We start from the raw sequence: 12,507 nt of genomic DNA, 5'->3' as shown, positions 1-12,507 counted from the left end.
TATGCTTCCGGCGAATTGCCCGTAAACTGGCGATTCTACCATTGCGGCCCTCTTCACAGGGAAGGATCGCGGCAATGGAATGCTTTCTCGCCCATACGCCCCGCATGGCACTCGCGACCGTCTTGCTTTGGTGCGCCTGCCTCGGCCCGGCCTTGACATTCGCCGGCAGTTCGCCGGCCTGTGCCGCCGAGAAGGCCGTGCCGGCGGAAAAGAATCCTCCCGGCGACATACCGGATACGCAGGTCTTCATCGACTATACCTCCCCGCAGGGCTTCACGATGAAGGTTCCGGAGGGCTGGGGTCGTTCCGACCGGGCCGACGGCGCGAGCTTCGTCGACAAGCTGGACGGCGTGGTCATCTCGGTCTCGAAGGCGGCTTCGGCGCCGACCGTGGAAAGCGTCAAGGCAAACGAGCTGGCGAATCTCAAGACCGCCGAACGGGCGGTGACGGTGACATCCGTCAAGGCGGTCAAGCTGCCCGCCGGCCAGGCGATCCGCATCGTCTACACGTCGAACTCGGAGCCGAACGCGGTGACCAGCAAACAGGTTCGGCTCGAGAACGAGCGTTACCTCTATTTCAAGGACGGAAAGCTGGCCACGCTCGAACTCTATGCCCCGAAGGGCGCGGACAATGTCGACCAGTGGCAATTGATGTCGAAGTCGTTCCGCTGGAACTGAGGCGGGCCTTGCATGTCCCTGCTTGTCGCGCACGAGCTCTATCGGTTTTTCCACACGGGCGAGGACGAGACGTTCGCCCTGCGCGGGGTCAGCCTGTGCCTGTCGCCGGGCGAGTTCGTCGCCTTGATGGGGCCTTCCGGCAGCGGCAAGTCGACGCTGCTGTCATGCCTGACGGGGTTGGACGAGCCGGATGGCGGCCATGTCCTGGTGGACGGCAAGCGGCTGACGCGGCGATCCGAGGCAACGCGGGCCCGCATGCGCGCGACCAGCTTCGGCATCCTTCTCCAGTCCGGCAACCTGTTCCCGCATCTGAACGTGGAGCAAAACATCCGCCTCCAGATGAGCCTGACCGACAAAATCGACGCCGCGCGTCTCGGCCAGCTTGTCGAACTGGTCGGGCTGCGGCATCGCGCGCATGCTTTCGCCACGCAGCTCTCGGGCGGCGAAACGGCGCGCGCCGGCCTTGCGGTCGCCCTTGCCGCCAACCCGCCGATCCTCATCGCCGACGAACCCACCGCCGAGGTCGACGCCGACACGGAACTGAGGCTGATCGATCATTTCGAAACCAGACGCCGCGCCGGCCTGACGACATTGCTCGCCACCCACAGCCCGGCCTTGGCGCGAAAAGCCGGCAGGATCATCCGGCTGCACGACGGAAGGGTGGAGAATGACTGACATACTGGCGGCCTGCAGGAACATCGGCCGGGACTTCCCATGCGGCAAGGGCGGCAAGGAGCACGTTGCCGTGCTGCGCGACGTCGACTGCGAGATTCGCCGAGGCGCGCGCATTGCCCTCGTCGGCCCCTCCGGCTCGGGCAAGACGACCCTGCTGCATATTCTGGGCGGGCTGGATCGTCCCACGCGCGGAGACATCGAATGGCCCGCCTTCGGCTCCGTCGAGCAGCTTCGCCCGCGCCGGATCGGCCTGGTGTTTCAGTCGCCCAGCCTGTTCCCGGCCCTGACCGCCGCGCAAAACGTCGATCTGCCGGCGATCCTGGCCGGGGCCGATACCCCGCCCGGCTACAGCCGCGACCTGCTGGCCCGCTTTGGTCTCGGCGAGCTTGCCGACAAGCTCCCCGAAGAGTTGTCCGGCGGCCAGGCGCAAAGGGTCGCCATGGTGCGCGCCCTGGCTCTCCGGCCGGGCCTCGTCCTGGCCGACGAGCCGACCGGACAGCTGGACGGCATCACGGCGCAGTTCTTCCTGGATACCGTGCTGGAACATCTGGAAGGAACCGGCACGGCGCTGGTCGTGGCCACGCATGACGAAGCCGTTGCCGCCCGGATGGCGACGCGCTGGACGATGGATCATGGCCGGCTGACCAGCGGTGGAATGAAGGCGGCGGCATGATGCTCGTTCTATGGATTCGCGGCGTCCTTACCCGGCGGTCCGCCCGCATCGCGGGTTCGGCTGCGGGCATCGCGCTCACCGTGGCGCTCCTTGCCATGCTGGCGCTGTTCCTGATCGGCGCGGGCGCCTCCATGACTTCGCGCGCCGTCTCGGCCGTGCCCATCGACTGGCAGGTCCAGGTCGCGCAGGGCGCGGATCAGGGAACGGTGCGAAAGACGCTGGATCAGACGAGCCTCATCCGGACAGTGCATCAGGCCCGCTACGCAGACGTCGCCGGATTCGAGGCGAGCACTGGCGGCACGGTCCAGACGACCGGACCGGGGCAGGTGATCGCCTTCGACGAAGGCTATCTGGGCGATTTCCCACTCGAAGCCCGCTTCCTTTCCGGCGATCGCAAGGGCGTCCTCATCGCGCAACAGACCGCTGCCAACCTGCATGTCGCGCCGGGAGACGACGTCACGATCAAGCGGACAGGCCAGCCGCCGCTGACCGTCAAGGTTGCCGGCGTGATCGATCTCCCGGACGCGGATTCGCTGTTCCAGGCCGTCGGCGTGCCGCCGCAGGCCGCGCCGCAGGCACCGCCGGACAACGTGCTCGTGCTGCCGCAGGCCGACTGGGGCCAGGCCTTCGATCTCCAGAGCAAAGCGCGTCCCGACACCGCGCGCGTGCAGTTCCACGTTCGGCTCGCCCGCGACGCCCTGCCGCCGGACCCGGTGTCGGCCCTCGCCTTCGTCACCGGGGCTGCCAGGAACCTGGAGGCGCGCGTGGCGGGACAGGCGATGGTGGCGGACAATCTGGGCTCCCGCCTTGGCGCGGTGCGCGAGGATGCCCGCTACGCCTCCGTGCTGTTCCTGTTCCTTGGGCTGCCGGGCGTCGGCCTGGCGCTGGTTCTCACCTTCGCCGTGACGTCGTCGGGCGGCGCGCGCCGCCGCGTCGAGCAGGCGCTGCTGCGCGTGCGCGGCGCTGCCCCCCGCACGATCCTGACCCTGTCCGCCGCCGAGGCCGCCGTCGCCGCCGCCGCCGGCACGGCGCTGGGAATCGCGGCGGCGTTGTGGTTGGGACCTTTGGCGCCGGGACTGGTGATGATCCCGGGCCTGACTGCCCCGGTTCTGGTTTTCGTGGCCGTCGCCGGGCTCGGCGCCGGCTTTGCCGCCTATCTCTACCCGGCCTGGCGCGACATGCGCCGCAGCACGGTCAGCGCGGCGCGGCGCACGGTCGTCGCTGCCGGTCCGCCGCTTTGGCAGCGGCTGTGGCTGGACGTGGCGCTGCTTGCGGCGGCGGGCCTGTTCTTCTGGCAGTCGGCAAGCAGCGGATACCAGATCGTGCTGGCCCCGGAAGGCGTCGCGGCGACGGCCGTGGACTACAAGGCGTTCATCGCGCCGGCGCTGCTGTGGCTTGGCCTGGCATTGCTGGGGCTGCGGCTGTCGAACGGCGTCATCGCGCGCAACGGCCGGCTTCTTCGGTCCCTTGTAAGGCCGGCCTGCGGCGCGCTCGCGCCGATCGTGGCCGCGGCATTGTCCAGGCAGGCCCGGCGGCTCACCGCCGGCATCGCCATGACCGCCCTGGCGATCTCGTTCGCCGTTTCGACCGCGATCTTCAACGCCACCTACAACGCGCAGGCGCGCGTCGACGCGGAACTCACCAACGGAGCCGACGTCACCGTGTTCGGAATGCCGGAGAGGCCCGCCGGCGCGCATCTGGCGGCGCTGCGTGCCTTGCCGGATACGGCCGCGGCGGAACCGATGCAGCATCGCTTCGCCTATGTCGGCGCGGACCTCCAGGACCTCTACGGCATCGATCCGCAGCGCATCGGGCGCGCGACCAGCCTTTCGGATGCCTATTTCAGCGGCGGCGACGCCGCGGCCACGCTTGCCGCTCTGGCCGCGACGCCGGACGGCGTGCTGGTTTCGGAAGAGACGGTCCAGGATTTTCAGCTCCAGCAGGGCGACACGATCAACCTGCGGCTGATGGACGTCCGGGACCATCGCTATCACCCGGTCCCGTTCAGGTTCATCGGGGTCGCGCGCGAGTTTCCCACCGCTCCGAAGGATTCGTTCCTCGTCGCCAACGCCGGCTATATCGCCCAGAAGACGGGCTCGGCGGCGTCGGAATATATCCTGATGCGGGCCAAGGGCGACCCGGCGAAGCTGGCCCGACAGGCCTCGTCCGTCCTCACCTTCGATCCCTCGCTGAAGGTGAAGGACCTTGGCCAGGCCGCCCAGCTGATCGGTTCGAGCCTGACGGCCGTCGATCTTGCCGGCCTGACCGCGATAGAGCTGGTGTCCGCCGTGGTGATGGCCGCTGCGGCAGGCGGCCTGATGCTGGCGCTGGGGATCATCGAGCGCCGCAGGAACTTCGCCATTCTGAGCGCCATCGGCGCCACCCGCCGGCAACTGTCGGCCTTTCTGTGGAGCGAAGGGCTCCTGGTCATCGCGGGCGGCGTCGCTTTCGGGATGCTGTCCGGGGTTGCGATGGCCTGGATGCTTGTGAAGCTGCTGACCGGCGTGTTCGACCCGCCGCCCGAAGCGCTGGCGATACCATGGCTCTATCTTGGCATTGTCCTGCTTCTGATGGTGGCGGCGGTCGTCGCGGCAATCCTGTCGGCAAGGCCCCCGCGCGGGCATGACGCGGAATATTTGCGGGATTTCTGACCCTTCGGCTGAACGTCGGCCGCATCGCCAACCTTACCCATTTGTATGGTTTCCGAAATGCGCCCGCAAACAGGCCGCTCCAAGCTGGCGCCTGCCTCTCCGCGCGAGAGGCGTCCGACGGGCTGGGAAGCCGGGCGTTGCCGGCCACCAGCATCCCCGCGGGCGACCATTCAACCGAACGGGAGATCCGAGCCATGAAGAGACCGATCATCGCAGTCGCACTGATCCTGGCCGCCTCGACGACGGCTGTCCTCGCCAAGGAAATGACCGGCACCGTCAGAGCGATCGACAAGAGCCACGATTCGATCACGCTTTCGGACGGAAAGACCTTCACCCTGCCGGAGGGGATCGAGGCCGAAACCCTGAAGGTCGGCGAAAAGGTCAAGGTCGTCTATACGAGCAAGGCCGGCAAAATGGTCGCTTCAAGCATTCGCGCAGCCAAGTAGGCGCCGGCACCCGCCCGCGGGCAATCGATCCACCGGATCGATTGCCCGCCGAACACTCTTCGCCTGTACGGCCCCGATCGACGAAGGCTGGCGACGCTCCGCGCCTGCGGCGACCGCAATCTTCGGCGCCTCAGGCCAGGGATTCCTTGACGTCTCCGAGTTCCGGGCTCGGGACATCCTGCGGGCTGGCCTTCGGTGCGCCGCAAATAAGCAAGCCCGACACGAAGCAGGGGACGGCCCCGAAATAGAAGGCCGCGAGCTGCCACGTCGCCCCCGAGTTCAACAGGTAGGTTGCGCCCAGTCCGGCCAGAATGGCGCCGATCGGGCCCATCGCGGCAACCAGCGCGCCCCCGGTGGCCCGGATGGTCGTCGGAAAGCTCTCTCCGATGAAAAAGAGCAGCGCAGCGTAGGGACCGATGAGGAAGAACAGACCCAGGCTGTAGAGAGCCATCACCGGACCGAGGCTGTGCGGGGCGTAGAGCATGGCGGTGAACAATAGTCCGGATATGGTCCAACCCAGCGCAATCGCGTTTCGCCGGCCGATGCGGTCACCGAGGAAGCCAAAGGCGAGATACCCGATATAGCCGACAAGGTTGGAGAGGATCAGGACGACCAGCGAATTCTCGAACGAAACGTGATGAACGTCGGTGATCACGGTTGTCCCGAGCACGCTGAACACCTGGATGCCGAACCAGTTGAGCAGGAAAGCGGCTCCGAGAACCAGCGTCGTCCGCCGCGTCGGGCCCTGCAGCGTTCCGCGCAGCCCGTGCAGATCCCGGTTTTGAGCCGTGGCCTGGGCGTGCTTGAGCCGATGCGCCACGAATTGCGGGCTTTCCTTCAGCTTACGCGCGAAGACCACGATGACCAGCGAAGGGAGCGCTGCAAAAATGAAGCATCCTTGCCAGCCTATATGCGGCAGCAGGATTGCCGTCAAAGCGGCAGCCAGCAGGGCGCCGATCGGCCAGCCTCCCTGAACGAGGCTGTACAGGAACCCCCGGCGGCGCGCCACGCTGGCGGGCGCGGAAGCGTAAAGTTCGCTGAGATAGGTGGCGTTCACCGTCTGCTCGGCGTAGCCGAAGCCGCCGAGCGAGCGGATGAGCACCAGCACCAGGCTGCCCAGGCCGCCGCCGACCGCGGTGAGGGCCGAGCAGACGGCGGCGCCGGAGACGGTCAGGATTATTCCGTTTCGGCGGCCCATGCGGTCCACCGCAGGCCCGACCAGCAGGGCGATCACCGCCGTGCCAACGGCGATCCAGGTTGCGAGTTCCGCCTGAAACGCGGTGCTCCAGCCTTCATGCCGGCCGATTTCCGGGAGCAGCGTCCCGAACAGGATGAAGTCGTAGACCGCGAAGATCCACGCGAAAAGGGTCACCCAGGTCGCGTAGCGCACATCCTTCGCGCTCATGCCGGCGGTGCTTTCGGTCGTCTCGATCATGTTCTCCTCCCATTGTTGTCATGGATCAGGGCGCGTTCCGGAACGCCCGGGACCCGGTCACGGTGTTCCAAGGGGTTTTGCGAGTGCCGCCCGCCGCCTGGCCGTCGCCTCGACATCGACCGTTTCACGATCGACATCGACGACGACGCCGTAGACCTCGCGCGCGTGGTCGGGCGAATAGAAGCCGTCCAGCACGTCCTCCAGCACCTTCTGGGCAGGCCGTTTCAGCGGCGACCCGTAGCCGCCGCCGTTCGGGCTGTAATAGGCCATGGTGTCGTTGGCCTTGACCGCGAGCCCCGAGAATTTGGAATGCATCTCGCGGATGTCGCCGGGCGCGTCGGAATTGTAGACGAGGCAGCGGCCGACGGCGCCGTCGGTGCCGCCGAAGATGCCCCAGGGAGCATCCTTGTGGCGCTCCGATTCATGCGTAATGAAGCCGTCGCCCAGCACGCGCTGGGCCTTGACGACGCCGAGGCCGCCCCTGAACTCGCCGGCGCCCGGAGGCACATCGTCACGCAGCTCGTAGCGGTCGCAGATCATGGGGATGTGCATGGCCAGGTCTTCGAGCGGGTTGTTGCGCGTGTTGGCCATCAGATTGTCGATGCTGTCGGGACCGTCCGAACGCGGCCGGCCGCCATAGGCGCCCTCGTTGACCTCCAGGAACACCCAGTAGTCGCCGCTCGGCCGCACGCCGGAATAGGCGGCAAAGGAGATCGAGGCCGAGCTGCCGGCGATGACCGTATCCGGCATGACCGGCGCCAGCGCGCGGATGATGAGGTCGATCATGCGGTTGCATTGGGTGAAGCGCGCCTCGGCCGAGGCCGGCGGCCTGGGATTGAAGATCGAGCCCAGCGGCGCGATCACGTTGATCGGCCGGAACGAACCCTCGTTCGAGGGAACGCGCACATCCGAAGTGTAGGCATCGAGCAGCAGCTTGCGGAAGGCGGCGTAGGCGGCCACCTTGGTCGAACCCTCGAACGGCACGTTGTAGGCGGTGGGCGTCTGGTCGGCCGAGCCGGTCAGGTCCACGTCCAGCTCGTCTCCCCGCACCCGCACGGTGACCTTGACCTTGAGCCGCCGGTCGCGGTTGCGGCCGTCGTCGTCGAGCCAGCCTTCGGCGGCATATTCGCCGTCCGGGATCGCCGCGATGCGCTGGCGCATCATGCGCTCGGCATAGTCCATGAGCTGGTTCGCGGCCTGGAACACGGTTTCCTCGCCGAACTTCTCGATAAGTTCCACGAAGCGTTTCGCGCCGAGCCGGGCGGACGCGACCTGCGCCTCGATGTCGCTGACGAGTTGCTGGGCCGCGCGGCTGTTGTTGCGGATGAAATTCCACATCGCCTTGTTGGGCTCGCCCTTGCGGTAGAGCTTCGTGCCCGCGAACAGCATGCCCTCGGCGAACACGTCGGGCACGTCGATGATGAGGCCGGGCGTCGCCGCGCCGATATCGACATGATGCGCCGTGTTGCCGGCGAAGCCGACGAGCCGCCCCTGGAAGAACACCGGCACGACGATGGCGAGATCGGGCGTGTGGCTCGACCCGTGATAGGGGTGGTTGTGGACGACGACGTCGCCCTCGTACCACTCGCCGTCCTCCAGCGTTTCCCGGATGCCGCGCAGATAGCCGGGGATCGAGCCGATATGCATCGGCGTCGATTCGGACTCGCACAGCGTGTTGAAGTCCACGTCGAAGAGGCCCGCGCCGAGATCCTCCGACTCCCTGATGATGGAGGAGAAGGACATGCGGTAGAGCACGTGCGCCATCTCCTCGGCGATGGTCTCGAACGAGCCGCGGATCACCTGAAGCGTGATCGGATCGATCTCGGCGGGTACTTCCTTCACCGCCACGGCCTTTGCCATGCTGTTCATCTGAATTCCTCCCTGATCAGGCGATGCCGGCGGCGCAAACGCGCATGTTGCCGTAGTCGAGCACTTCGGCGACGTAGCCGGGCGGCACGAGCGTGGTGGAATCGTGCTGCACGACGATGGCCGGGCCCGGCACCCTGTCGCCCGCCAGGAGCTTCGACTTGTCGTAGCGCGGCGTCTCCAGCGTGCGCCCGTCGTCGAAGGTTGTCGGCCGCACGAATTTCAGCGCCCGGTCGATGCTCGAGCCGTCGGTCGGCTTCAGCTTCGGCACGCTCAGCCGGTCGATGGCGGCCTTGCCGATGGCGCGCAGCGTGATCAGCTCCACCTCCGCGTCGCGATAGCTGTAGCCGTAGTCGAGCTGGTGCTGGTCGTGGAAGCTGGCGACGACCGACGCTTTGTTGGCCTGGGTCAGCGGCCCGTCCGGCATGGTGGCGCGCAACTCGAAGCCCTGGCCGTGATAGCGGCACTCGGCCACCACCTCGACCTGCTGGCGCTCGCGCGGAATGCCGTCGTCGTCCAGCTCGGCGACGACCCGCTCGCGCAGCGACGCGGCGGTGCGGTTGATGCGGTCGAGCTGGCCGTCGCTCGCCGCGTTCAGCTCCACGATCACCGCCTCGGTGTGCTCGTATTGCAGGTCGGTCTTGAGCAGCCCGACGGCGGCGGTGATGCCCGGCGCCACCGGCACGATCACGTCCCTGGCATGCACCGCTTCGGCGAGCGCCACCCCGTGCAACGGTCCCGCCCCGCCGAAGGGCAGGATGGAGAACTGGCGCGGATCGATGCCGCGCGCCACCGAGTTGGAGCGGATGGCGAGCGCCATGTTGGAGTTGATGATCTTGAGGATGCCGAGCGCGGCCTCCTTGACCGACAGGCCGAGCGGCTGGGCGATCTTCTCCTCGATGGCCCTGTGCGACAGCGTCGGGTCGAGCTTGAGGTCGCCGCCGAGGACGAGGTCGGGGTCGAGACGGCCGAGCACGATCTGCGCGTCGGTGACGGTCGGCTCCGTGCCGCCGCGCGCGTAGCAGGCCGGGCCGGGCTCCGAACCGGCCGAGCGCGGGCCGACGTTGAACGCGCCGGCCTCGTCGATATAGGCGACCGAGCCGCCGCCCGCGCCGATGGTCACGAGATCGATCATCGGGGTCAGCACCGGGTGGCCGGACACATAGGTGTCGCGCGGGTTCATGATCTTCACGGTGCCGCCGGGAATGGTGCTGATGTCGGCCGAGGTGCCGCCGATATCCACGGTGATGATGTTCTTCTCGCCCGCCATCTCGCCTTCGCAAGCGCCGCCGATGACGCCGCCGGCAGGGCCGGACATCAGGATGCGGACAGGACGCGCCACGCAGGACGCGACCGTCGACACGCCGCCGTTGGACTGCATGATGCGAAGCTTGGACGACACGCCCGCCTCGCGCAGCCTGGATTCCAGGTCGCGCAGGTAAAAAGCGGTCTTGGGTCCGACATAGCTGTTCATCGCGGCCGTCGAGAAGCGCTCATATTCGCGCATCACATTGGCCACCTCGCTCGACAGCGTCACATAGGCGTCGGGCATCTCCTCGAGGATGATCTCCTTGGCGCGGCGCTCATGCGCGTCGTTGAGGAAGGCGAACATGAAGCCGACAACGATCGAATTGATGCCGCGCTTCTGGAACAGCCGAATGGCGGCGCGCACCTCGTCTTCGTCCAGCGCCGTTTCGACATCGCCATGCGGGGGCATAATGCGCTCCGAGATGGCGATGCGGTTGCGCCGCTTGACCAGCGGCTGGCTCTGCCACGGCACGGTGAAGTGCAGCGAGAAATTGTAGGGGCGCTTGTGCCGGCCGATATGCAGGATGTCGCGGAAGCCGCGCGTCGTCAGCATGCCGGTCTCGGCGCCGTTGTGCTCGATGGTGATGTTGGTCGCGGTGGTCGTGCCGTGCACGATGAGATCGACGTCCGCGGTGCCGATGCCGGCCAGACCGCAAATCTCCCTCACCCCGTCGACCACGCCGATGGACTGGTTCTTCAGGGTGGTGGGGACCTTGTGATAGAACACGCCTTTGACGCATTCCAGAACAAGGTCGGTATTCGTTCCTCCGACGTCTACGCCGATGCGAGCCATGATGTTCCTCCCTTGATGCGGATGCGCGCGCCGGCGAGCGGCGCGCGCTTTGCTTGTCTCACTCGGCCGCCGCGCGCGTGGCGTTGACGGTGTTGAGATATTTCACGCACTCGTCGACGCTGTGGACGTCGGCGAACTTCGCGTCGATGTCGTAGAGGTTCCAGGCGACGGCGCCGGGCACGCGGTCGCCGATGCACTCGCGCACGGCGATGGTGCGGAAGCCGTCGGCAAGGCCGTCGCAGATGGTGGTGCGCACACAGGCCGTGGCGGTCACGCCCGTCACCAGGATGGTATCGACGCCGGCGGCGCGCAGCAGGCCGGCCAGGCCGGTGCCGTGGAAGGAGCTCGCCCGCTTCTTGAGCAGCGTGTATTCGCCTTCGACCGGAGCAATGCGCGAGTCGATCGCCCAGAGGTCCCTGTCCTTGAGATTGACGACGTCGACCGGGATCTTGCAGTGCCACAGGCCCATGTCGGTGAAGGTGGCGTTGCGGTCGGTGATCTCATAGGCGGTGGTGACATGGACGACCGGATGGCCGTTGTCGCGGCAGGCCTTGAGCAGGCGCTGCATGCCCGGGATGATCTCGTTGTCCATCGCCTCCTGGTCGCAGGTGAAGGGATTGCCCGGGCGGGTCCATGCATTGGCGAGGTCGACGCTGACCAGCGCCGGGCGGCTGCCGAAGCCGACGCGGCGCTGGAAGCCGCGCTCCTGGTAGATCTTGGTCGAAGCGTCGAACGCCTGCTTCAGCATGCGGTCGAGTTCCTTGTTGTCGATTTCGCTCATTGCGTGTCCTCTCAGCTGCGCGGGCCTGGCCGCTTTGATCCCGTTGCGATGACCGTCACCAGCCTCGGTTCCGGTTATCTGGCCGCGAGAATGCCGTTGCGGAAAGCGGCGCGGAATTGGTCTTTTGCCAATTACTATTGCGCCCTATGCATCAATCGATAGAGTTGCCGGACCGCTGGAAAACCGCATGCCCATCGAAGCCGAAGCCGGACTGGAGCTCACGCAATCCTTCCTCGTCGTTGCCGAGGAACTGAATTTCCGCCGCAGCGCCGAGCGACTGAACATCGACCAGTCGGCGCTGACCCGGCGCATCCAGAAGCTCGAGCATCTGCTCGGCTTTTCATTGTTCGAGCGCAGCACCCGGGAAGTGTCGCTGACGCCCGCCGGCCGCAGTTTCTACGAGGAAAACGCCCGGCTGATGCACAATTACAGCCGATCGGTAAGAGCCGCCCGGCTGGTCGCCGAGGGCAAGACCGGCATGCTGCGCGTGGCCTACATGGCCTTTGCCGCCACCGAGCTCATGCCCAATGCGGTGCTGCGCTTCCGCACCGCCTACCCGCATGTCGACGTCAATCTGCGCTACATCCGAACGCAGGGCCAGAAGCTGGCGCTCGCCCATGACGAGGTCGACATCGGCTACATGATCGGGCCGTTCGACCACAGCGATTTCCACAGCCTGCTTTTGACGTCCGACCCGCTTTACGTCGTGACGCCGAAGAACCACGCGCTCCTGCACAGGCACGAGATCAGGCCGGCGGATCTGGCCGGCTGCGACCTGATCCTCGGCGACATGATCGAGTGGGAAGCCTATCGCTGGCGCCTCAACGAGATGTTTTCCGCCGAGGGCGTGCCGCTGAACATCAGGCTTGAAGCGTCCAACACGCTGGCGCTGCTGGGGCTGGTGGCCGCGGGCCTCGGCGTGACGATCTATCCGGAAAGCCTGATCGGCTTTCTCGGCCGCAACGTCGAGGTGCGCCCGATCATGCACCCCGCCTTCCGCATCCAGACGGTGCTGGTGTGGAAGCGCGTGAACCGCGCCAGATCCGTGCGCCACTTCGTCGACATTGCCAAGAACCTGGCGCCGCGCCTGTAGAATTGCAGCGGCGCAGCAATCGCCGCCCGGTCTCGTGGATGGTTTCCGGCGCGACCTGGCACGCGGCCGCCACCATCCACCTTGGCAAAACGGGCGACGCTTTCGGCTA

General features: G+C 66.8%; 10 protein-coding genes. 6 read left to right on the top strand and 4 right to left on the bottom strand.

The features are described 5' to 3' along the window. The first annotated feature begins 74 nt into the window (after positions 1-74). From QU595_RS22100 to QU595_RS22080, 5 genes are all read left to right on the top strand, one after another. The gene (locus tag QU595_RS22100) at positions 75-677 is read left to right on the top strand and encodes a hypothetical protein (protein ID WP_315925971.1); all 603 of its coding nucleotides are present in this window, start codon (positions 75-77) and stop codon (positions 675-677) included. A 12-nt stretch (positions 678-689) separates the two neighbouring features. Beyond that, a complete protein-coding gene (locus QU595_RS22095; protein WP_315925969.1) occupies positions 690-1,352 on the top strand; it encodes an ABC transporter ATP-binding protein in 663 nt (220 codons plus the stop codon). Next, on the top strand, positions 1,345-2,025 hold the full coding sequence (locus QU595_RS22090) for an ABC transporter ATP-binding protein (protein ID WP_315925967.1): 681 nt from the start codon (positions 1,345-1,347) through the stop codon (positions 2,023-2,025). Before QU595_RS22095 ends, QU595_RS22090 begins: the two co-directional genes overlap by 8 nt. Then, positions 2,022-4,676, top strand: coding sequence for an ABC transporter permease (locus tag QU595_RS22085; protein ID WP_315925965.1), 2,655 nt, complete (start codon positions 2,022-2,024; stop codon positions 4,674-4,676). The genes QU595_RS22090 and QU595_RS22085 overlap by 4 nt, the downstream gene beginning before the upstream one ends. 194 nt (positions 4,677-4,870) lie before the next feature. Further along, positions 4,871-5,122, top strand: coding sequence for a DUF1344 domain-containing protein (locus QU595_RS22080; protein ID WP_315925963.1), 252 nt, complete (start codon positions 4,871-4,873; stop codon positions 5,120-5,122). Between the two features lie 130 nt (positions 5,123-5,252). On the opposite strand, the gene QU595_RS22075 is transcribed toward QU595_RS22080, so the two are convergent. From QU595_RS22075 to QU595_RS22060, 4 genes are read right to left on the bottom strand one after another with little or no spacing between them, the layout of a single operon-like run. Next, positions 5,253-6,557: an MFS transporter gene (locus QU595_RS22075; protein WP_315925961.1), complete on the bottom strand. Its 1,305-nt coding sequence runs from the start codon at positions 6,555-6,557 to the stop codon at positions 5,253-5,255. Between the two features lie 57 nt (positions 6,558-6,614). Next, positions 6,615-8,426 (bottom strand): hydantoinase B/oxoprolinase family protein, encoded by a 1,812-nt coding sequence (locus tag QU595_RS22070; RefSeq protein ID WP_315925959.1) that lies wholly within the window; start codon positions 8,424-8,426, stop codon positions 6,615-6,617. Between the two features lie 16 nt (positions 8,427-8,442). Further along, positions 8,443-10,524: a hydantoinase/oxoprolinase family protein gene (locus QU595_RS22065; RefSeq protein ID WP_315925957.1), complete on the bottom strand. Its 2,082-nt coding sequence runs from the start codon at positions 10,522-10,524 to the stop codon at positions 8,443-8,445. 58 nt (positions 10,525-10,582) lie between these two features. After that, complete coding sequence (locus QU595_RS22060) at positions 10,583-11,305, bottom strand: isochorismatase family protein (protein ID WP_315925955.1); 723 nt, start codon at positions 11,303-11,305, stop codon at positions 10,583-10,585. Positions 11,306-11,492: 187 nt separating this feature from the next. Here QU595_RS22060 and QU595_RS22055 point away from each other — a divergent pair, with 187 nt between their 5' ends. Next, complete coding sequence (locus QU595_RS22055) at positions 11,493-12,398, top strand: LysR family transcriptional regulator (RefSeq protein WP_315925953.1); 906 nt, start codon at positions 11,493-11,495, stop codon at positions 12,396-12,398. Positions 12,399-12,507 lie beyond the last annotated feature (109 nt).

Source organism: Mesorhizobium sp. SP-1A (genome assembly GCF_032460275.1).
GTDB lineage: Bacteria > Pseudomonadota > Alphaproteobacteria > Rhizobiales > Rhizobiaceae > Mesorhizobium.
Note: the sequence above shows the minus strand (reverse complement) of the source record. Positions and strands in the feature narration are given on the sequence as shown.

What these genes read in the sequence shown, in the direction of transcription:
- QU595_RS22080 (WP_315925963.1), top strand. Translation starts at nt 4,871, where the DNA reads ATGAAGAGACCGATCATCGCAGTCGCACTGATCCTGGCCGCCTCGACG.
- QU595_RS22055 (WP_315925953.1), top strand. Translation starts at nt 11,493, where the DNA reads ATGCCCATCGAAGCCGAAGCCGGACTGGAGCTCACGCAATCCTTCCTC.
- QU595_RS22095 (WP_315925969.1), top strand. Translation starts at nt 690, where the DNA reads ATGTCCCTGCTTGTCGCGCACGAGCTCTATCGGTTTTTCCACACGGGC.
- QU595_RS22060 (WP_315925955.1), bottom strand. Translation starts at nt 11,305, where the DNA reads ATGAGCGAAATCGACAACAAGGAACTCGACCGCATGCTGAAGCAGGCG.
- QU595_RS22090 (WP_315925967.1), top strand. Translation starts at nt 1,345, where the DNA reads ATGACTGACATACTGGCGGCCTGCAGGAACATCGGCCGGGACTTCCCA.
- QU595_RS22070 (WP_315925959.1), bottom strand. Translation starts at nt 8,426, where the DNA reads ATGAACAGCATGGCAAAGGCCGTGGCGGTGAAGGAAGTACCCGCCGAG.
- QU595_RS22075 (WP_315925961.1), bottom strand. Translation starts at nt 6,557, where the DNA reads ATGATCGAGACGACCGAAAGCACCGCCGGCATGAGCGCGAAGGATGTG.
- QU595_RS22100 (WP_315925971.1), top strand. Translation starts at nt 75, where the DNA reads ATGGAATGCTTTCTCGCCCATACGCCCCGCATGGCACTCGCGACCGTC.
- QU595_RS22085 (WP_315925965.1), top strand. Translation starts at nt 2,022, where the DNA reads ATGATGCTCGTTCTATGGATTCGCGGCGTCCTTACCCGGCGGTCCGCC.
- QU595_RS22065 (WP_315925957.1), bottom strand. Translation starts at nt 10,524, where the DNA reads ATGGCTCGCATCGGCGTAGACGTCGGAGGAACGAATACCGACCTTGTT.